The sequence below is a fragment of the Serratia entomophila genome, from assembly GCF_021462285.1.
Taxonomy (GTDB): Bacteria; Pseudomonadota; Gammaproteobacteria; order Enterobacterales; family Enterobacteriaceae; genus Serratia; species Serratia entomophila.
The window spans coordinates 49,587-73,530 of the sequence record NZ_CP082788.1 but is presented as its reverse complement, the minus strand read 5'-3'; the positions used below and the strand labels follow the sequence as shown (position 1 = coordinate 73,530).

The 23,944-nt window shown below is 50.8% G+C and carries 8 protein-coding genes and 3 pseudogenes; 9 read left to right on the top strand and 2 right to left on the bottom strand.

Annotation, left to right across the window (positions count from 1 at the left end; all coding sequences use genetic code 11):
- Positions 1 to 56 precede the first annotated feature (56 nt).
- The 9 genes and pseudogenes from KHA73_RS24160 to KHA73_RS24120 form a co-directional block, all read left to right on the top strand.
- Positions 57 to 1,880 (top strand): baseplate J/gp47 family protein, encoded by a 1,824-nt coding sequence (locus KHA73_RS24160; RefSeq protein WP_010895813.1) that lies wholly within the window; start codon positions 57 to 59, stop codon positions 1,878 to 1,880.
- Positions 1,873 to 4,764 carry a hypothetical protein gene (locus KHA73_RS24155; RefSeq protein ID WP_010895814.1) on the top strand — a complete coding sequence of 964 codons (2,892 nt, stop codon included), beginning with the start codon at positions 1,873 to 1,875 and terminating at the stop codon, positions 4,762 to 4,764. The genes KHA73_RS24160 and KHA73_RS24155 overlap by 8 nt, the downstream gene beginning before the upstream one ends.
- A 25-nt stretch (positions 4,765 to 4,789) precedes the next feature.
- Positions 4,790 to 6,700: a beta strand repeat-containing protein gene (locus KHA73_RS24150; protein ID WP_169558218.1), complete on the top strand. Its 1,911-nt coding sequence runs from the start codon at positions 4,790 to 4,792 to the stop codon at positions 6,698 to 6,700.
- Positions 6,700 to 8,364 carry a contractile injection system tape measure protein gene (locus tag KHA73_RS24145; protein WP_010895816.1) on the top strand — a complete coding sequence of 555 codons (1,665 nt, stop codon included), beginning with the start codon at positions 6,700 to 6,702 and terminating at the stop codon, positions 8,362 to 8,364. The genes KHA73_RS24150 and KHA73_RS24145 overlap by 1 nt, the downstream gene beginning before the upstream one ends.
- Positions 8,365 to 8,400: 36 nt before the next feature.
- A complete protein-coding gene (locus KHA73_RS24140; protein ID WP_010895817.1) occupies positions 8,401 to 10,491 on the top strand; it encodes an ATP-binding protein in 2,091 nt (696 codons plus the stop codon).
- Between the two features lie 76 nt (positions 10,492 to 10,567).
- A complete protein-coding gene (locus tag KHA73_RS24135; RefSeq protein ID WP_169558220.1) occupies positions 10,568 to 11,449 on the top strand; it encodes a DUF4255 domain-containing protein in 882 nt (293 codons plus the stop codon).
- A 105-nt stretch (positions 11,450 to 11,554) separates the two neighbouring features.
- Entirely contained in the window at positions 11,555 to 12,631 is a 1,077-nt protein-coding gene (locus KHA73_RS24130; protein ID WP_010895819.1) for a hypothetical protein, read from the top strand.
- 201 nt (positions 12,632 to 12,832) lie between these two features.
- Complete coding sequence (locus KHA73_RS24125; protein ID WP_010895820.1) at positions 12,833 to 19,933, top strand: hypothetical protein; 7,101 nt, start codon at positions 12,833 to 12,835, stop codon at positions 19,931 to 19,933.
- Positions 19,934 to 20,034: 101 nt separating this feature from the next.
- Positions 20,035 to 20,679: pseudogene (locus KHA73_RS24120) on the top strand (IS3 family transposase); the annotation flags it as partial.
- Positions 20,680 to 20,821: 142 nt separating this feature from the next.
- On the opposite strand, the pseudogene KHA73_RS24115 reads toward KHA73_RS24120, so the two are convergent.
- Together KHA73_RS24115 and KHA73_RS24110 are read right to left on the bottom strand one after the other, a co-directional pair.
- Positions 20,822 to 22,168, bottom strand: a pseudogene (locus tag KHA73_RS24115) (ISNCY family transposase).
- A 191-nt stretch (positions 22,169 to 22,359) separates the two neighbouring features.
- Positions 22,360 to 23,696: pseudogene (locus tag KHA73_RS24110) on the bottom strand (ISNCY family transposase).
- Between the last annotated feature and the right edge of the window lie 248 nt (positions 23,697 to 23,944).

The window sequence follows — 23,944 nt, the reverse complement described above, 5'->3', positions numbered from 1 at the left end:
GCGGAAACGGGCTCCTGCGTGTCTTCTTTATCATCACATAACCAATGGACAACATTATGTCTGACCTGGAGCAACTGAAACAGATATTGGGCAACGGATTAACAGACCAGACCTTCCTGCTGGAGCCACGGACAGGGAAGGGGCTGCTCAATCTGATGGCAAAATATACCGAAGCCGTGCCGTTTGCCGGCCATACCGACGCTGACTGGAAAGACTTCTGGATGGCCGGCTGCACGCTGGAAGCGCTGAGTGACATCTATCAGTACCCCGGGCTGGCAGAGAAAAAGCTGCCGGTGCAGCAGGCGTTCCTGCTGGCGTTGCTGCATCTGCTCGAAACGCCCAGAGCCATGCTGAACACGGTGCCGGCGCGGCACCGTTCACTTTACTACCGGGATTTATTGGGGTTTGCCCCCCGCGCCCCGCAGCCGGACAGCGTGGCGGTGAGCTTTACGCTGCAAAGAAATTCGTCCCCGTATGCGTTACCCGCCGGCAGCCTGCTGGATGGCGGCCAGGACAGCGCCGGGAACAGCATCACCTATCAGACTGACGACAGTCTGCTGATCACCGGCCAGCAACTGGAACAGTTGTGCTGGACAGCCCAGGTTGGGGAGACGTGGAAACGGTATACCGCCATCGACAGCGCGACGGGCGTTACGCTACCGGCTGAGGGGCTGCGTCTTTTTACCGCAACAGGACAGGGGACCGACACCAAAGAGAAGGCCCCCGAGCTTTATCTGGGGTTCAGCGGGACGTCTGCGCAGGACACCCTGTCGCTTTACTGGTCTGTGCGCGCCTCATCGGCGCTGGATGTCACCTGGTGGTATTACCAGGGGACCAAATGGGCCTCGCTGGATGCCGAGCTGCAGGACAATACAGCGTCCTTGTCCGTCAGCAACCTGTGGCGGGCGCGGCTGCCGGCAGACAGTCAGCCGGGGAGCGGTCTGCCACAGGACGACGAGCCGCTGGAGGCCGGGTATTACTGGATCAAAGGCACGCTGAAAGAAAATAAAGAGGCAAAGGACGAGAACTCGCCCGCCGAGGCCATGCCGCAACTGCAGGCCGTGCTGGCCAATGCGATGACCGCGACCCTGAATGTGGCGCAGGCGATTGATGACAGCCACTTTTCCCAGCCGCTGCCAGCCAACACGATCAACCAGCTTGTGACGCCAGTTGCCGCCATCAGCGACGTTCGCCAGCCCCTGCCCTCGGTAGGCGGGCAGCCACGGGAAACGGAGATGGCGATGTTGCAGCGTGCCGCGCCCCGGATAGCCCACCGGCAGCGGGCTATCACCTGGAACAATATGCGCAGCCTCCTGATGGAGCACTACCCAGAGATTTTTGATGTCCGTTTTCCCGATGTGGACAAACTGAGTCGTCTCCCGGCGCTTGAGGTGCAATCGCTGATGGTTATCCCTGACGGTCGTTATGGTGATAACGATGACGCGCTGCGCCCGGCATTGAGTAACGGAAGGTTGAGCCGGATGGCGCAATGGCTGTCGCAGTACACTTCGCTGTGGGCGGCGCCGACGCTCAAGAACCCGAAATATATCGATGTGACGGCTCGCTATCGGGTGACGTTCGTGGTGGGGATTCGCCCTGATTATGGTTATCGTCAGCTCGCGGCGCAGTTACAACACGACTATATGCCCTGGGCGACCGATCGACGCCAGGCGGTAACACCGGGCAATCAGGTGGACTACTACCAGCTGCTGGCCACGCTGCAACAGTCACCGCTGGTGCAGTCCGTGAACGCGCTGGTTCTTAGTCACGACGTTATTGATGAAACGGGAAAACCCACATCGATGGAAACACAAAGTACCGTCACCGCCAGGGATGATGAGGTCCTGATTTTGTGCCCGGAAGGAGAGACCCATGTCTAAAGAAAACGCCCTGTTCCCGGCGGTGAAAGACGCGATTGTGTTTGATGCGCTCTGGCAACAGGCTCACGAGAAAGTCACTGCGCTCAGTGGTGAGATCTGGACGGATACCGGCGATCACGATCCGGGCGTCACTCTGTTACAGTCCGCGACTTGGAACTGTTCCGACCTCAGTTACCGCGCGTCACTGTCGCTGAATGACCTGCTGACCCATCAAGACCAGAGCACCTTGTTCCCGGAAGAGTTCGGTCCTGAACAGGTGCTTACCTGTAACACGGTGACGGCAGAGGATTACCGCCGGGCCTTACTGGACGTGCACAGCAGCGACATTCAGGCCCTGGACACCCCTGAGCAGGATTTTTTATTCAGCGATGTCAGCCTGACTCAAGAACCTAAAGAGCACCGTTTTCACTGGTGGTATAACGCGGAAAAACGCGAATACAGCTTCAGGAAGCCGACAGACAGCGGTGAAGTGAACGAATTGAAACTGCGGGGGAATCTGTGGCTTTCGCTGGTCCCGACCCGCTATACCCAGTCCCTGTCGCCCGAGAACCTGGCGGCAGTGGAGCAATGCCTGGCTGAGTTTCTTGCGGCGCACCGTAATCTTGGCGAAGTGGTGTCTCGTATTACCTGGCTGCAACCGGCGACCTTTAGCCCGCGGATGACGATTGAACTGGCCGATAACATCGGCGATATCAATCAGGTGGCGGCGCAGATTTATCAGGTCACTGACGCGTTTTTGCGCCCGGCGGTCGCCCGTTATACCACCGAACAACGGCGTGCGCTCGGTGATGCCGATGACGCCATCTTTGAGGGGCCGAGGCTGAAACACGGCTGGCAGCAAACGGCACCCTCGCAGATCACCTCCGGGGGTTACGTCCTCAACCTCGGCCCGCTGGTGAACCTGTTGCTGGCTATCCCCGGCGTGGCCAGCCTGAGCACCTTGTCTGTCGATAAAGGCGATGGCCACATTACGGCCGTTACCGGGGACAACTTGCGCTGGCAAGTGGCTGACGGCTATTACCCTCTGCTGTGGGGGGCGCCGCCGCTGAGCCTGCTAGCGGGTGACGATAGTCCGTTAACCCTGGTGTCGAAAGGCGGTATTCGCAACACGCTGGAGAGTGAGGCGATGGCGGGTTACCTGACACAGGCAGACCTGATCGTCACAACGCCCACGGTGTTACCCGCCGGCCGCTTTCGTGATCAGACGCTTTATATTCCCATCGGGCAGCGTCAGCCCGAATGCTATGCCCTGCAGCAGCCCGATACCGTGATTGACGACCAGACGCGCGCGGTGCATCAGTTTCTGCTGCCTGTCGACCAATTGCTGGCCGACGGTACGGCAGAGCTGGCACAGCTGCCTACCTTACTGGCATTTAAAAACCGAGGCGACGCCATTCGGGGGACCCGCTGGCCCTATACGAATGCGATGGTGCAGCAGGCTATTCATCAGCCCTACGCGAAAACGCTGGAAGCAATTGCGCAGCAGGATGCGGCTATCTTCACGCAGGATAAGCAGCCTGTTGGGGGCAATTATGCCCGCGAACTGGATTTTCTTCAGTATCTGCTGGGGTATTTTGGCACCCAGCGGGCCGCCCTGCCGCTAACGCTGGATTTGCCTGATTTTCTGGCGACGCAGCGGGCGTATCTGGCGCAGCAACCCGCCTTAGGTTACGACCGCATCAATATCCGTATTGACCAGGTTTCCGCCCTGCAAAAGCGTATTGCGGCGCGCATCGGCCTTGACAGCATCTGCTTTGCTGATAATCCGGACCTGGGTCAACTGCCATTTTACCTGATTGAGCATCGTCAGCTGCTGCCCCAGACCCCGGACAGCACCTTTGACAGTGAACAGACCCCGTCCGGTTTTGCGGTGGCCGAACCCGACATTACGCTGACGCAGGCGGGCAGTGTCGGCAAGGTGGTCCAGGGGCAGCTTATCGACCTTATTGCGATTGAAGGGGGCAGTCGACTGCATGTCAGCCGGCTGCTGGTTATTAAGGCCGAGGGGGACAGTTTTACCGTCAGCACGGAAAACAGTCAGCAACTGCACAACACCCTGTCACGGCTTGAGACGGCCTGGGCGAGTCACAACCTGCGCTGGCAAAACAGCAATGTCTGGCTGCAGGATATGGATTACCGGCTGAATTATGCTGAGGCAAAACTGCAACCGGCTAATCCACAGCAGCGCTTACTGGCGAGTAACGCGCAATCCCCGTATCCCGCCATGGTCAGCGTCGGTGATGGCATTGTCCTGCGCCCCGCGGGCCTACAGTTTTACATGCCGGGGGCAAACGCCACCCGTGCTGCCACTCTTGATGCTGACTGGCAGCTTGCGGCGACCGTTAAAGCGGTCGATCCGATTGCGGGCACGTTGCTTATCGAAAAAGCGGCCGGCAGCACAGAGGATTTTCCCTCAGCGGAGAGCAGCTTCCGCTACCAGTGGGCGTTTAGCCAGGCGAACTATGCGACGACAGACAGGTTCTCTTTTGTGGTCAGCGCGGTGCTCAATCGCCGTCTGATAGAGAACCCCAATATCGTGCCTGAGCAGCTGGTTGCCTGGATACAGGAAACCATTATGGCGGAGTTCCCGGCCCACGTGTCCCTGATTAATCACTGGCTTGATGACGCCACCTTTAACAACTTTGGGGTGACCTATTCGCGCTGGCAAAACAGTGGCATGCCGCTGGGCGATGATGCTTTTGCGCTGATGCAAATACTGACCCTGGGGCATCTCCCTGTTACCCAACTGGACATCGGCCTGATGCGCATCGCCACCGAGGAGCAGCGCACCGAGGTTATCGGTGACGGCAGCCAGTGGCATGAAGACGTTATTCTGCGAGAAGAGCTGTTCTACGTGCCGAAAGACGTACAAACCACCCTTTAACATCATGACGAATCTGGAGAGCAAAATGACGGACAAAACCCCTAAGAAAACGGCAGAAACCCCAGTGAATACCCAGGCGACCTTAGCCGACACAACGGACACAGCGCGTGACAGCGAGCCAAAGAGCAGAGCCTTGCCCCAGGCCGATGCGCTGAAGGCGCGCTTTAAGGCGGGCAGTATTCCGCTGCAGACGGACTTTGCGGACCTGATTGATCTGGCCAATATGGGACGTCAGGCGGTGGGCGGAGCAGAGGGGCAAACCGGGCCGGCAAATGGGTTTACCCTTTCATCGGAGGGCCTTCTTGAATTAAAACCCAATGCAACTAAAGGGATTGTGGTTGATAAAGACGGCATTGCCGTCAAGGCAGAGGCAAGTAAGGGGCTTCAGGTCACCAGCAACGGTGTAGGCGTACAAGCCGGGAATGGCGTTGCGGTTAATGGTAGTGGCGTGAACGTAAAACTGGCGAACGGGACTGCTAGCGTCACTACGGGTAATGCCGGCGGATTGACGTTAGCTGCGGCGGGCTTATCCGTACAGGCCGGGAGTGGTATTAGTGTTGCCAACACCGGCGTTGCCGTACAGGCCGGGAATGGTATTAGTGTTACCAGCACTGGCGTTGCCGTCAAGGCGGAGGCAAGTAAGGGGCTTCAGGTCACCAGCAACGGTGTAGGCGTACAGGCCGGGAATGGCGTTGCGGTTAATGGTAGTGGCGTGAACGTAAAACTGGCGAACGGGACTGCTAGCGTCACTACGGGTAATGCCGGCGGATTGAATTTAGCTGCGGCGGGCTTATCCGTACAGGCCGGGAGTGGTATTAGTGTTACCAGCACTGGCGTTGCCGTCAAGGCGGAGGCAAGTAAGGGGCTTCAGGTCACCAGCAACGGTGTAGGCGTACAGGCCGGGAATGGCGTTGCGGTTAATGGTAGTGGCGTGAACGTAAAACTGGCGAACGGGACTGCTAGCGTCACTACGGGTAATGCCGGCGGATTGAATTTAGCTGCGGCGGGCTTATCCGTACAGGCCGGGAGTGGTATTAGTGTTACCAGCACTGGCGTTGCCGTCAAGGCGGAGGCAAGTAAGGGGCTTCAGGTCACCAGCAACGGTGTAGGCGTACAGGCCGGGAATGGCGTTGCGGTTAATGGTAGTGGCGTGAACGTAAAACTGGCGAACGGGACTGCTAGCGTCACTACGGGTAATGCCGGCGGATTGAATTTAGCTGCGGCGGGCTTATCCGTACAGGCCGGGAGTGGTATTAGTGTTACCAGCACTGGCGTTGCCGTCAAGGCGGAGGCAAGTAAGGGGCTTCAGGTCACCAGCAACGGTGTAGGCGTACAGGCCGGGAATGGCGTTGCGGTTAATGGTAGTGGCGTGAACGTAAAACTGGCGAACGGGACTGCTAGCGTCACTACGGGTAATGCCGGCGGATTGACGTTAGCTGCGGCGGGCTTATCCGTACAGGCCGGGAGTGGTATTAGTGTTGCCAACACCGGCGTTGCCGTACAGGCCGGGAATGGTATTAGTGTTACCAGCACTGGCGTTGCCGTCAAGGCCGGGAATGGTATTCAGGTCAATACGAACGGTGTGGGGCTAAAGAGCACCGCCTGGATAAACGTGATGTGTGGACTTCATAATGCCACTTTCTATGTGTACAGCAGTTACTTTTGCGCATTCTTTTGTAATTATTCTAATGGCTGCGTTGCATATGTATACGGTCGAGGAGCTTTTTATCTGTCCACAGTTAGTGGTGATATCAAATTGAATTCAGTCTCTCCCAATCAAATATTAGCAATGACGGGAGGTTCATCATCAGCGGTAACCATGATGTCTTGGACATCAACGAAAGCTGCTGAGGGTATTTCATTAGAATACCAAAGGAAGAGCTTAATAAATTCTAGCAGTATTAGTGGCAGCGCATCATTGGTTTCCGCACCATAATGACTAGAAATTTTTTATATACTCCCAGTATTACTATACAAAAGTGTCGTGTTAATGTGGTTTCTCTGTCGCCAGAGAAACACCGGCTACATGCTTATTTATTTACCAGGGAGAATATCAGTAAATTATTATCCCTGGCTATAAATAAGCATCGGACAGAGGAGAGCATCCATATTACCAAACTGGTGCTTAATTTAGGCGTTATTCCGGAAGGACACTTTTCGACGCTGTTTAACCAACGATTTGCGCAGGCGTTAGAGCAATGTATGGAACAGTTAGCCACTCAGGCTCATACACAAAACACACGGCTTGCTCATGCTACACCAGCCGAGTTGCTGGCGCACGTTGAAAGTAATCCTGAGGCGCTCACCCCATTGGCTATTTGCTGCCTGCAACAGACCTCGTTGCTGCAATTGTTACAAAACGGGCAACCCCAGTATTTGCGGGGTTTATTAAAACGACTGCTACAAAGGGAAGATAAGCACTCGTCAGCGTTAGTGGATACTTGTTATAGCCGGGTGACCGCCAGCCGTTTAGGGATAGCGGCGCTGTGCTACCTGCAGCATCAGGCGCAAGGACATGACTGGCTGAGTCAGCATACCCCCCCAGCCAGTCAAGTGATTAGCTGGGCAAAGGCGATTGCTCAGGGTGAAATTCCACCTGAACAGCTTGCGCGGTTAATGACCGGCAATTGGCCTTCCGATAGCGCATTGCCCGAGCAACGAGCCTATTCCCCCTTGGTCGTGATGCGTTGGTTGTTGCCACTATGGCGACAACCCGCCGTGCGCCAGGTGATTCATCGACTGAAAGGAGGGCGGGGGGTGCAATTGGTTGATGCTTATCTGAGTCGTTGTTTACAACTGCAGGATGATGACGCCATGCGGGAGGAAGAAGGGATGCATCCAGACCTCCAGCAGGTTGAGCTACCGCTCGATAACACCGTGTTGCTGGAGGGCGAGGAGGAGCATACCGTGCGGGATCATGCCACGTTGCCGCAGGGCAAGGAGAGGCCGTCCGATCCCAAACGGGTTGCACTACTGCGGGATAACGCCACATTGCCGGGGAGTGAGGAGATGCCGACAACATCTCGGTGCACGATGCAACCGAGGGAAGGCGGTCTCCGCTCGCCGAATGAACAGCTCTCGCCGAGTCAGGATATCAGCAATGCCGGTTTGCTCCTTCTGTGGCCGCTTTTGCCTCAGCTGTTTTCCCTGCTGGGTCTGCGGGAGGAAGAGCGGTTTGTCAGCGATGCGGCGCGGTGGCAGGCCGTGTACGGTCTCGATCGATTGGTCTGGGGGGAGGTTAACCCGACGGAGGACCGGTTGATGTTGAATCTGGTGTTATGTGGGGTGTCCGGCTCAACCTCCGTAACGCCGCCGACACCGCTGAGTCTGCTGCAACTGCAACAGATTGACGCCTGGCTGGCCGCTATCGGCCAACAACTTCCCGGTTGGCAAAAATTGAGCCTGATGGATATTCGGCAGTTGTTCTTGCAGCGGGCAGGTGAAATCAGCATGGAAGGAGCATTCCCCCAAATTAGTGTGCGGCCGGAACCCTATGATTTCTTACTCAGAGATTGGCCGTGGCCAATGACGCTGGCGTCTTTCCCCTGGACTGAACAGCCACTGACTATCGTCTGGCCGCTAACCGATTTCACAGGATAAAACAGCCGCTATTTTCTCTTCTTATCGGATATCAACATGACGCTTTCTTCAACCTTTCAGCCCGCGTTTATTCCGCAGGGTGATTGCCAGCTATCGCTATTATTCAGCGAGCTGGAACGCATCGATCTGCTATTACAGCATTATTATTACCGCCATTCAGCACGTCACGAGGATTTTAACGCGTTTCTGCTTAGCGAAGAGGAGGTTGAGGCGCGAATGAAACACCCTGTCGGCAGGCCTCATTGGGCCGCTGCCACGCCGCCGATTTACCGGACGGAAAACGGGCAGCCATTGTTAACCGAAGGCTTAACGGACCTGATTAATCGTTTCGAACTCACTGATTTTGAAAGAGACACGGTGTTATTGGGATTGCTGCCCCATTTTGACAGTCGCTATTATGAGCTGTTTTCCTGGATCCAGGGGGGAAAGCAAAGTCAACTGCCCAGTTTTTCATTGGCCTTAACGCTATTTTGTCCTTCAGATAGGGAGAGACGGGCACAGCAAGCCAGTTTTTTGCATCGGGCACCGTTAATGAGCTGTCAGCTATTAACGATTGAGGAGAATAAAAAAAATCCGGCATGGAGCCACACCCGCTTTATGACCGACAGCAGTGTGTACCATTTTTTACTCGGGCATCATTATCTGGCGCCGGCGTTAGCGTCATGGGCTGAATGGCCAATCCCCCCGGCGTTGCCTTTTTATCCTGCCGGCTTAAAACACGCGCTGGCAGGCGTGTTACTGACTGACGATATCGAGCCGCGCCCCGTGGTGTTGCTGCGCGGCATGCCGGGTAGCGCCAGAGCCCATGCGGTGTCGAGCATTTTTGCCTCTGAAAACCGGCAGACGCTGCAGGTTGATATCGATAAGTGCACCGAGAGTGATGACGATGCGCTGCTACTGCATTTAACCTGTCTGATGCGCGAAGCCCGTATGCGCGGCGCGGGAATGGTGATCCGCAACCTGCAGGCACGGATGGAAAAGAGCACGTCACTGCCGGAGAGGTTATCTGAGCACCTGAACCAGCCGGGATTAAGGGTGGTGTGCCTGGTCGAACCCTATGCCCCGCCTTTATGGCTGAAAAAAACGCCCACCTTGCAGACAGAGATGCCGGTGTTGACGCAGGAGGAAAAAACGCACCTGCTCATGGGTTGTCTGCCTGAACGACGCGCGGCGGATATTGATCTTATCAGTTTAAGCCAGCGCTACACCTTTACCCCGGAAAGTCTGCCGCTGATTGTGCAAGAGGCCGAACTGTATCGGCAGCAACGTGACCCGGCGGATGTTCTGCAACAGTGTGATATTCGTCAGGCGCTCAATTTACGCACCCAACAGAACTTTGGCGCGTTAGCGCAACGTATTACGCCGAAGCGGACGTTAAACGACCTGTTGGTGTCAGAGAGTCTCTTGCAGCAACTCCAGGAGATGTTGACGGCCATCCGCTATCGGGAAAAAGTCCTGGCCGGCGGTTTTAAAGATAAGGTGGGCTACGGCGTCGGGATCAGCGCGCTGTTCTACGGCGACTCGGGAACCGGGAAAACCATGGCGGCGGAAGTGCTCGCCCATACCCTGGGGGTGGATTTAATCAAGGTAGATCTCTCCACGGTGATCAATAAATACATTGGTGAAACCGAGAAAAACCTCTCCCGTATCTTTGATTTGGCAGAGCAGGATGCCGGTATCTTGTTCTTTGATGAGGCCGATGCCTTATTTGGTAAGCGCAGTGAAACCAAAGATGCTCATGACCGTCATGCCAATATTGAAGTGTCTTACCTGTTACAACGGCTGGAGAATTTTCCTGGGTTGGTTATTTTATCCACCAATAACCGCAGTCACCTCGACAGTGCGTTTAATCGGCGATTTACCTTTATTACCCGCTTTACTTATCCGGATGAAACGTTGCGGCATAAAATGTGGCAAAAAATATGGCCGAAGCACATTAAGGTTTCACCGGACGTTGATTTTGAAAAATTAGCGCAGCGAGCAAATATCACCGGCGCAAATATCAGGAACATTGCCCTGTTAGCCACCTTCTTTGCTGAAGAAAGTGGCAATCAAGAAGTCAGTCACAGCCATATCGACGCGGCGTTAACCCGTGAGTTGGCTAAAACAGGGCGGCTTGCGCTGTAACCTGCTGCCTAAACAGCCAGAACACACAACACCATCATGGACAGTGATGACTTACTATTAATGCAGAGGAATGAGTATGTCTAATTATCAAACGCTGGTCGACGTGAATAACGCGATGAATAAGATGTTGCGCGCTTATGTGAATGAGGCCGTGGCAATCCGCTTTGATTTACCGGATGTGGATGCCACGCAGGCAGATGCCGCGATAAGCGTGTTTCTTTATGATATCCACGAAGACCTGCAGCTGCGTACTGCAGAGTCCCGCGGGTTTAATGCCGGCGCAGGACGGTTATTACCCGGTTGGGTCAACGTGAAGTGCAACTACCTTATTACGTATTGGGAATCAACCGGCCCCGCCACGGATGCCGACAACCCGGACAGCCAGCCCGACAACCAGGCTATCCAGGTGATGTCCCAGGTCCTGGCGGCGTTGATTAACAACCGCCAGTTAGCCGATATCCCCGGGGCTTACACGCAGGTTATGCCGCCCAAAGAAAACCTGAATAGCCTGGGTAACTTCTGGCAGTCGCTGGGCAATCGCCCACGTCTTTCGCTCAACTATTGTGTCACTGTGCCGATTAGCCTGAGTGATAAAGGCGAGGAAATGACCCCGGTGAAATCCTTGTCTACCACCGTTGAGCCAAAAGCGCCCCTTTCTCCACTGGTCATTACAGATGCACTGCGGGAGCAATTGAGGGTGGCGCTAGGGGGCGATTATGATGCCTGTCTTGCTATGACGCACGTTAATCTGGACTCCTCACCGGTTGCCAATTCAGACGGGAGTGCGGCTGAAATCAGGGTGTCGTTGCGGGTTTACGGTATGACGCCGACAGAATATCTTGCCCCGATGAACACTGTTTTTAATGAATGGGAAAAGAGTGAAGCTGCGGCGGTCACGCCCGATGGCTACCGTGTTTATATCAACGCGGTTGATAAAACAGACCTGACTGGTATTTAAATAAATTCTGATGTGAAAATTTAAAAGCATACCGCACGCTAATTAATATTAATCAGTGGTGAGTTTGCATTTACACCCCGTCATTTATTTAAAAGAGGTATATTTATGCCGACTAAAACACCACAGTTACAGCTGGCGATCGAAGAATTTAATAAAGCAATATTACGGGCTGCAGAATATGAATGGAATATTGAAAATAATATTTACGATAAAGTTCACACACTTTTCCCAGCAGCAGATAAATCTCTAAAAGAGAGTGTGGTCGCGCAGAGCGTTGAAAAAATATCTGAGGAAAACCAGGCGTTTGAGTTTAACCACTTGGGTAACGATCTCCTTGAATTTCCGGCAGTAGAATATATTGCTCGTTCTTTTTTACGCAGAATACTGGAAAAACTGGCTATTTATCAAGCTAGAGATCCATCATTTACTATAACGAAAACCAATCAGGATGCCGGGATAGGTTTCTTGGAAGGGTGGGAAAGCGATAACGCGAAATGGGCAAAGCAAATGAACGCGCTGCTGAATGAAAGCAAGGTTAACGCCCGCGTTTTGACCAGCCTGGCATACAGCTATATCCGCTTTTTTCGCCCGCTGAAGACATTGCGCAAGCTGGGAGGGGAGGCTAATGAGTCTTTGCTGAACAGCAAAGAAGCCAACCCGCGTCTGGATATTTTTGCCAGCTCAACGGCGGGAGCGCCGCCGGTCATGTCGAAGCCGATCACCACTCAGCCTCACGGCTGGGTGTGGCTAAAATACGCCGACTGGAACGCCGCGGAAGCGTTGGGTATCAAAACGTCCACGGATTTAATTGGCAGCCGGCCAAGCAGCGACCAGCATAAAGGTACAGGCTTCAAGTTTAAGGGCATGCTGCAGGCGATAAAGCCGCCGCTGTATCGACGCCATTCATTTTCCCTTAGGGAACGCGACGAACATGAATCGGGGTACGGCGGTTTCGTTATCAACGATAAGTCGATGACCTCAATAGGGGCAGAAAAACCGTTGGTGGTGAATTGGCGTCAGCAGAACATGGATAAAAAGCTGCCGATGTTTTCCGGCCCGTCCAGCACCACTTCCTATATGTATGAAATTGCCCGTTTGCTGAATCTGCCTGCTGCTGAAACACAGGTATCTACGTTTTCGATAATTCGGCTCTGTCAAGTATTTAGGTCAGAGTGTAACTAATAGTTTTGTCACATTAGCGTAGGTCAGATACCAGCGAATACACTGAATATGCAGCCACAGGAAGAGATGATGGCAGAGTGCGATATTGTCGCGTCGTATCGCTGCATTATCCGCATGGTAAAAAGAAGACACTTAACTTTCATTCGGTCATAGCGCTTTTCAGAGTCCAGTCGTCAATAATCCAATCGTGAGGACAGTTTTATGCCTTACTCCAGTGAGTCGAAGGAAAAAGAAACACACTCAAAAGAAACCGAAAGAGATAATGCTGACCCAGTATTTCAACGGGTCAGCCAGGGCGGCGTGGGTGTTTCACCGCCTGATGAGGGGGGAGACTTGTCGGCCGGAAGTAACAATGACCATTTATTCGCTTTTATTCGTGAAACACACTTGGAAGAAGCCCAGGAATTCAGGCTAAAAGGGTATAACAGCCAGGTGCCCGAGGTTGACGAGGGATTACTGACGCAGCTGCGTGACGACCTGGCGGCGGCCAAATCCCGCCAGTACGTTCAGGCAAGCGTTGGGGGGCCGCTGGGTTCTCGGTGGCTGCTGGAACAGATAGGCAAAATAGAGCGGCTGACGGACAAGTTTTCTGACGAAGTAATAAAACGCTGGGTTAAGCATGAGCTGCCACGAAAAAACGTAGGGGAAGCCGCGGGGACCGAGTTGGGGAGCCGGCGTAGGGCTCAGTCGCTGGCCAGACGGTTGGAGTCAACCATGCAGACACTGATCCGCGTTGTCCATACCCTGCATGCTATGGATGACTACAGTACCCCGGAAAAACGGCACGACATGCTGGTCGCTGAGCTTACCGGCGCGTTCTCCTCCAGTGATAAAAATACGGTGATACAGGCGCTGGGGAGAATGACGGCAGAGACGTCAGGTCATGCCGCCTGGGCTTCCCTTATGCAGGCCCGGACAGCGGCGTGGGAGGCCGGTAAGTCAGCCACCGTCGATGCGATGATTGCGACTTCACAGCACGAAGCAGAAAAAGCCAATAAAAAAGCCCGTGAGCTTCAGGGCGATTCACAGGCTTTCTTTAGTCATGTCGCCGCCTATCTTCAGAGCCTCTCCAGCGATTTGGCAAAAGTGTCGATTAACATGGGGCAGAGCACCTCTTCCTCGACTATACGGAACGAAGCAGAAAAAGCCAGTGAGCTTCAGGGCGATTCACAGACTTTCGTTAGTCATGTCGCCGCCTATCTTCAGAGCCTCCCTAGCGATTTGGCAAAAGTGCCGATTAACATGTGGCAGAATATGGATTTTGTTAAGACAAAATTACAAGCGCAAACTGCAGTTGCGGGAATGAAAGTGCATGCGCACCGGCTTGTCCGGATCGCACAGCATGGTCACTCCACCAAAACCCCTGCGAAGGATCCCGAACAGGTCGTTACCGATTCCATCATCAGAAGCATTTTATGGCTGTGGCAGCAGCCGGCCATCAAAATCCAGTGCGCCAGCACTGCGTTGTTGTCAAAAGTGGGTGAGCTGAAAAAAATTGAGGGGATACTGGCTTCTTACGCCGTGACGGATGAGCTGGGAAACGAACAAGAACGCCGCAACCCTCCGGGTGAGGAGGACCTGGATGCACAGCTCAGGGAATGGGTGAGCGCCAGCCTTAAGCAGGAAAACCCCGAAAACCAGCGGGCGGTAAAAGTGGTGACGCTGGAGCGGCTGCTGGGCGGTGATATCGCCAGTGCCCGCAACCTGGTGGAACGTCTGGGAAAAGCGGAAGAGGGTATTCAGAATCTGCTCAGGCGGCAGCAGGTTGCTGTCCTGAAAATGTCAGTTGAGCGCTTGCCTGCCGCTGTTTCCTCTCTGAAGGCCGTGGATAAATTACTGCCGGATTTGGCAGGTGACCTCACGGCGAGTATCGCCGCCCTGAGCAACGCCCTTCAGGCAGCCGAATACCCCGCCCGCGACTTTAGCGAAGCAAAAATACAGGCCGGCTATGCACAATTGTGGGCGACAAAGGTGAAGGAAAGTCTGTCGGCAGCGTCTGCACGGCTGACCGAAAGACCGCTGGATGAACATTCACGGGGCGCACGCCTTGCCAAACATTGGGCAAACCTCGCCAAAGAACGGAGCGTGGGTAATTATCCGCCGCCGGATGCACAGCAGGTACTTGCCTCCCTGAAGGAACAGGGGCTATTAGCGGGGACCCTTTCAACCGGAGATCCGGCCGGGTATCTTTTCGCCACCCGGCTTGCCGGTGAGCTTGAAAATGCCGGTAATGGTGAATTGCGATTACCGATGAGTCCGGAGCAATATGTTGCTTTAGAGAAGGGACTTGTTGAGTATATTGTAAAATGGGGACAACGGCGGATCTCACAAGGAGTCACCCGCATTGTTATTGAGTTGTCCTTTGAGCAGGCTCTGGATACGGTATCGTTCAACGTGTCCAAGCTCTTCCGGTTACCTTATAAGGTGCTGAAGGCCTCGATAAAAATACCGTACAATGTCAATAAGGTTAATAATTATACCATGCCGGGCCATGATAAGCCCTATAAGGCAATTTATGGCTTGCTGGGAAAAAAGCTTAAGCAACTTGGCTTTAATTTACTGACGGCACCCGTGCCTGGCGTGATGAAACTTGTGGCTGGCACCGGGATAACCGCAGGTGCAGGCGTGCATAATTTACGTGTCGAAAATAGAGAGAAAACATTCAGCGCGGTTTATCAACACGTGGTGGAAGGAAAGCAAAGTGAAAAAATAAAAATGGACTCCGTGAAGTCGATGATTTTTGATTCAGTGCTCGATACCGCCACTACGGCCGCTTTTAAAGGGGGACGAAGAGCCTGGCAATCAGGAAGAAATAAAAACGACATTGAAATCAATGAGGTAACACTTTCTCAAGCACAGCAGCGCCAAGTGGCAGCCAACAATGTTGACACTGCATGGGGGAATGCTGCTGCGAATGAGAGGAAGGTTGAGCCAGTGAGTCATTCATCACCATTACAGCAACAAACCGATGTTAGGCCGTTCTCTGATAAGAGTGACCAGGATGCTGCTCAACCTCGAGTACGTAAACGGGCAGTGGCGGATATGGCTCCCCCTCCCCCTCATCAATGGCATAATAACATTCCTGCCAACACGACGCTACAGTCAGAACATTTTGATTTTGATCGTGACATACGTTATCAGGGCTTCTCCGATGAGAAGAAAAAACAAACCTATTTACATGGTATTCAACTTGTATTGCTTCAGATACAAAATGATGGACGCTTTGCACAGAAGATCAGGAATAATGCCTACCTTGCCAGTATAGGCGTTTCGAACTTAGTACCTGTCGATATAGAAGGATATAAACTTAAAAATACATTTCTTCTTCCTGATAGCCCAAGTGCTAAATCTGGAGTTATTGTTCGCTTAGATTCTGAAAATCCTTATTACTATGTTGGCAAAGGGAGTGATCTTTTAGAAGACATCAAATGGGCCATGCCTCATGATGCTAATGAACAGAAGTATGAATATATGCCTGATTCTGATGGGAACGCTCACTTTTACCGTCTGCGCAACGGTTTTGATATCTTTAATGATATTAGGATGGGGAATTCAAGTTTCGAATATTTCTTTAATTATAATAATCCGGAGCCGATAAGCATCACGAGACTTTCTTCATATCTTGCAAATACTATTGAGGGTGACTATAAAAACGGATCGTCGCCCCCAAAAAACAAACTATTAATTTCCAGAGCGATTACTGGTGCTCATATTCCTGACCCAGGGGTCACTGCAACCGCCGCTGGATATCATATCGAATTCACCTGGGATAATTTGACTTCAGCAGAGTATCTGAGGTCATTTTCAAGGCCCTTCTCTACCCTCAGTGGAGAAATGCAGTTAGTGTCTAGCTCCATTAATGGAGAAACGATACAGGAAACAGAGCTGCATGTTCATCAGGCTGAATATATAGGAAGCTGGGTTGATGCTACTGTCGGGGCCATCACATCTTTCACGCCGGAGGGATGGGTTCTCAATACCACACTATCGGCAGCGGACATTGCTGCTGATTTGACAGAAGATAAGGATCCTGACCCAATGGCGGTTGCTGGCCTGGTTGTAGGATGCATTCCTGGTGGTCGGATTGCAGCTAAAGTCGGAAAGTTCACCCGTATTGGCGGTAAGGTTGTTAAATACGGGCTTATGCTTGGCAATAAAGCGGTCGACCTGGCCATCGTAGGGAAGAGCGTTAAGATAGCTGTAGACACGGGTGATCCACTCGCAATTTATAAGGCGCTTCTGATCAGTGGCATAGGTACTACGAATTCTTACGATATGGCAAAGAATATGTCATCAAAGCTAAAAATCAGCAAGAAACTGGAAGACAGTGTTCAATTAGATAAACCACTACAAAATCTAAGGGGAGGAAGCAAGCGTCCTGAAGAGGGTGAATCAACCTCGCAGAAGCGTTCACAGCCAGATGAGAGTCCAGAAAATAGTCAGGAGGCTGTATATTCAGGCCCCTCCGGCAGAGCTCGGGTGACTTTTGACCAGACGACCGAACATCATATAATGCTTAATAGATTTTCCAGACTTGTGTTAGCTAGAAGTTTTGCAGAGAAAAGAATACAGTCTTTTGAACACAGTTCTTCGAAATTTAAAAGCAGTGACGAGTTTAAGGTAGATAAAAGCATACCTTTAGATGCACAAAATGCTTCACTTAACGACATGGCGAGTAAGACAGATAACTTAATTAATCAGCTAGAACAATTTACAGGAGATAAGAAAGAATCCATTTCCGCCAATCTGAAAAACATCCAGTTAATGATTGGTGATATAATGGAAAATAGAAACAATAGGAATGATAATTTAAATTTCCATACTTATGTCTTGGTTGGGAAAAATACAACATATGACGAAATAAGTAACTATTATGGTTTTGCTGAGTTTAAATTTTCAATAAATAATGGCAATCTTACTCTTAACAACCTTATAGGCCACCCTTATGTCGTCATTAATAAATACCCTGAATTTAGAGATTATTTGATAAGAAATGGAGTCATCACCCAACCCGAGCTTGAACCATATAACATAAAGAATGTGGCTCGGTATCTTGGCTCTAAAGCGGTGAGCAGTGAGATTGGTTATTATGAATCCATTCCAGCTACTAAAGTGAAGATTCTCTCGTTTACTGGAGCCAATCCGATTACGCAAAAATTAGGTAATACACTTCAGAGTATCTCTGATCTTTTTTCAAAAAAACGATTTTCGGACGAACCGAATGACGCCATCACTCAGGATGAACTATTTACCCGTCAGACTGATTTATATACTTATGATGAGATGATAAATCATCTAAAAACTATAGTAAGAACGACATTCACACCTGTTAAACCGATAGAAGAAATATCCAGTGAAAAAACTGATGCGGCCATTAAAGGAATAATGACCAATGGGGATGCGGAAATAATTTCCGAAAACATTATCGAGAGCAAAAATAGTTTAGACCATGATACAAGTTATTTTTCTCATGAAGTTATTTCAGCTGTTGATCGTGCATATGAAAAAGTAAACTCCGTGAAATCTCTTTTTGAACGTGCAGAATCTCAGCCTGAGATTAAATCTCAATTAAAATCATTAATTAATGAAGCCACTGGATTGAATGATGAGGTTATCATTGATATTGATAAAGTAGATGTTTCTAGCATATCAGACATGGCCTATAACAGGTTTAAAGATAATATCAATACTCTACATGACTATCTCTCTAAGCAAAAATCAGGGGGTTATACATCCTTTGTTTTATTTAAATATCGCCAGTTTAATCCATCCAAGCCTGATGCCTTTGCCATGCCCTATGACAGTAAGAAAAGAATTTTTCTGGCTATGTTGCCAGAAAATCAGCGCCATGGTGGATTAGTTGATACGGTGACCCATGAAGCTTCACATAATTCTTCTTACACATTAGATCATACTTATATAGGGAACGCGCGGAGTAACACCGGTTCATTTCCTTCCTCATTTGAACCTCCAACTCGAGATTCGAGGTATTTTTATGAAAATGAACGGGTAGGTAAACTGAGTGCAAAGTATGCTTTAGACTTACCCGAAAATGCTAATATCACCCAAAATCAACTAGCGCAGGCAGATATTCTGTTAAGAAACAGCAGGTTGACTAAAGCAGATACGCTTCTGAATGCTGCAGAATATAATGCTTATATGATTGACGTTCTAAGCCGGGTAAAAATAAACGGCTCACATATTGAGTTTGAAGAAAACTCATCCAGAAGCAAACGCTCTGTTTCCGGAGGAAATCATAAACTTGATGATATAATTATACTGGCTTCGATGAACGCTACGCTTCCTAGGAGGGAGGGGGGGGAATTTGAGTCATCTACCTTCAAGAAAACATTAACGGAATTTATAAACAAGGGTACGACCAGCAGTCAGGTTGATCCTGTTTATGCATCCTATCTACCAGCGTTTAATACCATTGTAGATAGCGAGGGTATTACATTGCAACAGGTGAAAGACTTAAAATCAGCTCTGCCCGCAACCGGCAACGATCTGAGGGCTCAAGCCAGATATAACTATGCGGTGCTACAATATTTATCTGGGTCGGCAGGAATTAAGCTACCAATTGATACTGATGTAATACGAAATAGCATTAATGATGATCTGAATATTGCAAGTTGCGTAGATAACTGTAAAAAGGCAGCCTCACAAAGGCTTGAGTTGTTGAAGGCGGTGCCAGAATATTTATCTGGGCCGGAAGCAATTCACGCACAGATTGATACTAATTTAATGATAAATAGAATTAAGAACACTCTGAAACATGAAAATTACACATATGATCTTAAAGTAAATGAAAGGGATTATCTTTTATTACAGTTGGAACAAAAATATATAGCTTCGAGTAAACCTCCTAAAGTCGGAGCTCAAAAATGGAGTGCTGACATAAATAAAGAAATTAATTATTTATGCGATGAGATCGAAGAAAAAAAACGCGAGGTGGTTTGTTGGGAGAATAAGAAGAATGAATCATCACGAAGACTTGATTTGTGGAGTACGGCGACGAAATATTTATCTGACCCGAAAGGAATTAAACCACCGATTGATACTGATGTAATACTCAATAACATTAATGATGTTCTTAATCATGCTGGCTACGTATATAACTATAAAGTGAGAGAAAAGGATAATCTTGAGAAAAAGTTGAGTAGAACCCCCCTAACAAGTCAGATAGAAGTGAACCGTTTACAAACCGAGATCGCAAAAAGATATAGACTAATAGATTATTGGGGGAAAAAAGCAGATGAAACATTACTAATGTTTATCTTGTGGAGGAATGTGTTTGGTTAAAACGCCTTGCTGTTACTTAATTAACAGCGCCAGATGAATAATCCCATGGTGAAGCGTGGAGTGGTTAACAATAGCGCCACGCTCTGCCATCACCCCCCTATATCTGTATCTCTGAAAAGGTCGTCCGCAGGCTGATGGCTGAGGAGCAACTCATCGTTAAGCGAGCCAGGCGGCGGCGATACAGCTCTTACTGCGGAGAAATAGGGCCGGCCCCTGAAAATCTCCTTGCCAGAAATTTTCGCTCCTGCAGGCCAAATGAGAAGTGGCTGACTGACATTACCGAGTTCCAGCTTCCGGTGGGCAAGGTCTATCTGTCGCCAGTAATCGATTGTTTTGATGGCAAAGTGGTGAGCTGGTCGATAGGAACGTGCCCGGACGCAAAACTTGTGAATGGCATGCTCGATGATGCGATCGATACGCTCAGAGAAAATGAAAGACCGGTGATACACAGCGACAGAGGCGGCCATTATCAATGGCCGGGTTGGCTGGATCGTATCAGTACATCGGGTCTTATAAGGTCGATGTCGCGCAAAGGTTGCTCGTCGGATAACGCGGCGTGTGAAGGCTTCTTCGGGCGGGTCAAAAATGAAATGTACTATGGTAGAAATTGGGCGAATATAACGTTGGAAGATTTTATCTGCTTCTTAGACAGATACATACGATGGTATAACAAGAAGCGGATCAAGATCTCATTAGGTGCAATGAGTCCGGTGAAGTACCGGCAGCATCTGGGGATCACAACATAACCAGTCCAACAAAACATCCGCACCCCCAAAAGTGACATTACTAAATTGGACTAACAGTCTGTGTCTACCCGAAGTTGAAATGTCACCCTGGTTTCCAATTTTAAAATGTCACCTTGGTGAGAGTTGTAAAGAGAAAAGGGCGTTAGCGTTTGAGGCTGGCTCTGAATTCTTCAGGGTTGGCCAGGACCGGATTGATGGCCCTGAGTTGTTCCTGGACTCTGGCCTGAGCTCGTCGTTTTGGCATCTTCTTACTGCGCTCCCTTTGACCATCCCGGTCTCGTTCATCTTGCTGAGCCTGCGCCAGTTTCAGTACGGCGCCGAGCCGCTTGTTGTCTACGATGGCACCCTGGTCAACGATGGCCAATTTGTCGAAGACCTGATAGGTCAGCGTTCTGTAGCCGTATTTGAAACCCAGCGTACCGTCAGGGTAGTCATAAACCATGATTTTCTCGCCCGCTATCCGCGTATTTTCCTCTGTGGGTTCAACCAGATAAAGCATCTTATCGTATTGGAATGTCAGCGATTTTGAGAGCGTTCTGAGCTCCTGCCAGGCAAAGATATCATCCAGCGCTGCCGGCTGTTCGTTTACCGGCCGATGGAGATTTTTTGGGTATTTGGGGGCCTTAGCAAAGCGGCGGTTGAAGTCCAGGATGAAGCTGTCCAGCCAGGCGTTGGCTTCCTCGATGCTGTTGATGTTCTCGAGCCGCATCTCTTTGATTAGTCGGTCCTGGAGCGTCAGGTTGGCACGCTCGACGCGGCCTTTGGCCTGGGAACTGTCGGCACAGATGAGCTCGATGTTCAGGTCATGCAGAACGCGTCCAAACTGCGTGGTACCAGTGCGGCGAGTTTCAGCCTGGCTGACGCGAAAAACGGCATGCTTATCACTGTAGAACGCCACGGGTTTACCATGTTTATCAATATATTCCCGCGTCGCCAGCATGTAATCGAAAGCCGATTCTGTTTCACAGAACCGCAGGTGCATCAGCCGACCGGTAGCGTCATCAATGTAAACCAACAGGCAGCATTTTGATGCACGGCCTTCAAACCAGTCATGGTGAGAGCCGTCGATTTGAATGAGCTCGCCAAGACAGTCGCGGCGATAGCGTGGTTGATAGACCCGAGGCTTGCGTCGAGCATGAGGAACCCAGAGGCCGTCAGCTATCATCCAATGACGAACGGTTTCTACAGAGATCGATATTTGGTGGCGTTCGCTGAGCTTTTCTGTGGCTAGTGTGGGTCCGAAGTCGCTGTAATTTTAACGTAGCAACACCAGAACTTGCAGCCTGAGATCATCTGGGGCGCGGTTGTTTGCTGGCTTACCGCGTTTACGCGAAGCGATGCCAGCAGCACCATCGGACAAATATCTGACAAGAACTCGCTGGAGCTGACGAACACTGAGACTCAGCAGTTTTGCTGCAGCGGCTTGTGTCAGGAGTTTGTCGCAGACTTGCTGCAGCACGGGAATACGGTTCAGTTCTTTCTGGCTCATGGTCACCAACATAGACGCTCCGGATTGTCTGCCTGTGAAAACAGACTAACCGAAAAGCGACATTTTAACTTTGGTAAAATACGACATTATCGCTTTGTGCTGACAGTCTGTGTCTACCCGAAGTTGAAATGTCACCCTGGTTTCCAATTTTAAAATGTCACCTTGGTGAAAGTTGAAAAGAGAAAAGGGCGTTAGCGTTTGAGGCTGGCTCTGAATTCTTCGGGGTTGGCCAGAACCGGATTGATGGCCCTGAGTTGTTCCTGAACTCTGGCCTGAGCTCGTCGTTTTGGCATCTTCTTACTGCGCTCCCTTTGACCATCCCGGTCTCGTTCATCCTGCTGAGCCTGCGCCAGTTTCAGTACGGCGCCGAGCCGCTTGTTGTCTACGATGGCACCCTGGTCAACGATGGCCAATTTGTCGAAGACCTGATAGGTCAGCGTCCTGTAGCCGTATTTGAAACCCAGTGTACCGTCAGGGTAGTCATAAACCATGATTTTCTCGCCCGCAATCCGCGTGTTTTCCTCTGTTGGTTCAACCAGATAAAGCATCTTATCGTATTGGAATGTCAGCGATTTTGAGAGTGTTCTGAGCTCCTGCCAGGCAAAGATATCATCCAGCTCTGCCGGCTGTTCGTTGACCGGTCGGTGGAGATTTTTGGGGCCTTGGCAAAGCGGCGGTTGAAGTCCAGGATGAAGCTGTCCAACCAGACATTGGCTTCTTCGATACTGCTGATACTCTCGAGTCGCATCTCTTTGATTAATCGGTCCTGGAGTGTCAGGTTGGCACGCTCGACGCGGCCTTTGGCCTGGGAACTGTTGGCGCAGATAAGCTCGATGTTCAGGTCATGCAGAACGCGTCCAAACTGCGTGGTGCCGGTGCGACGAGTTTCAGCCTGGCTGACGCGAAAAACAGCATGTTTATCACTGTAGAACGCCACAGGTTTACCATGTCTATCAAGGTATTCCCGCGTCGCCAGCATGTAATCGAACGCCGATTCTGTTTCACAGAACCGCAGGTGCATCAGCCGGCCGGTCGCATCATCGATATAAACCAACAGGCAGCATTTTGATGCACGACCTTCAAACCAGTCATGGTGAGAGCCGTCGATTTGAATGAGCTCGCCAAGACAGTCGCGGCGATAGCGTGGTTGATAGACCCGAGGCTTGCGTCGAGCATGAGGAACCCAGAGGCCGTCAGCAATCATCCAATGACGAACGGTTTCTACAGAGATCGATATTTGGTGGAGCTCGCTGAGCTTTTCTGTGGCCAATGTAGGTCCGAAGTCGCTGTAATTTTCACGTAGCAGCGCCAGAACTTTCATTCTCAGTTGCTCAGGAAGATTATGGTTTCCTGGTTTGCCACGCTTCAAGCTGGCGAGCCCTGGAGTTCCTGACAAGCGGAACTTATCCATCAGGCGCTGAACCTGACGTTCGCTGAGATCCAGCTGACCTGCAGCATCACGACGACGTAACCGTTTTTCACAAACAGATTGGATAACCTGGGCGCGAACTAACTCTTTATCAGACATAGTCACCAACATTTTGGGGATCCCTGGAGTCACAAAAGCTTAGAGCCTTTATGCCTGAAAAAGGAACATTTCTAAATGGTTAAAAAGTGACATTACTAAATTGGACTAACAGTCTGTGTCAAGGCTAAGTAGAGATGTCCGCCTGCCAGCAAAGTTGAAAAGGCCGCTGAGAAAATATCTTCCACAGCGACCTTTTTGGCATACAGTCATTGAGTGAGTTAATTCATATTGAAATGAAAAACTCCTCT

Bases quoted from the DNA above. Each gene is read 5' to 3' on its own strand.
- KHA73_RS24160 (WP_010895813.1), top strand. From the start codon at position 57: ATGTCTGACCTGGAGCAACTGAAACAGATATTGGGCAACGGATTAACA.
- KHA73_RS24130 (WP_010895819.1), top strand. From the start codon at position 11,555: ATGCCGACTAAAACACCACAGTTACAGCTGGCGATCGAAGAATTTAAT.
- KHA73_RS24135 (WP_169558220.1), top strand. From the start codon at position 10,568: ATGTCTAATTATCAAACGCTGGTCGACGTGAATAACGCGATGAATAAG.
- KHA73_RS24155 (WP_010895814.1), top strand. From the start codon at position 1,873: ATGTCTAAAGAAAACGCCCTGTTCCCGGCGGTGAAAGACGCGATTGTG.
- KHA73_RS24145 (WP_010895816.1), top strand. From the start codon at position 6,700: ATGACTAGAAATTTTTTATATACTCCCAGTATTACTATACAAAAGTGT.
- KHA73_RS24150 (WP_169558218.1), top strand. From the start codon at position 4,790: ATGACGGACAAAACCCCTAAGAAAACGGCAGAAACCCCAGTGAATACC.
- KHA73_RS24125 (WP_010895820.1), top strand. From the start codon at position 12,833: ATGCCTTACTCCAGTGAGTCGAAGGAAAAAGAAACACACTCAAAAGAA.
- KHA73_RS24140 (WP_010895817.1), top strand. From the start codon at position 8,401: ATGACGCTTTCTTCAACCTTTCAGCCCGCGTTTATTCCGCAGGGTGAT.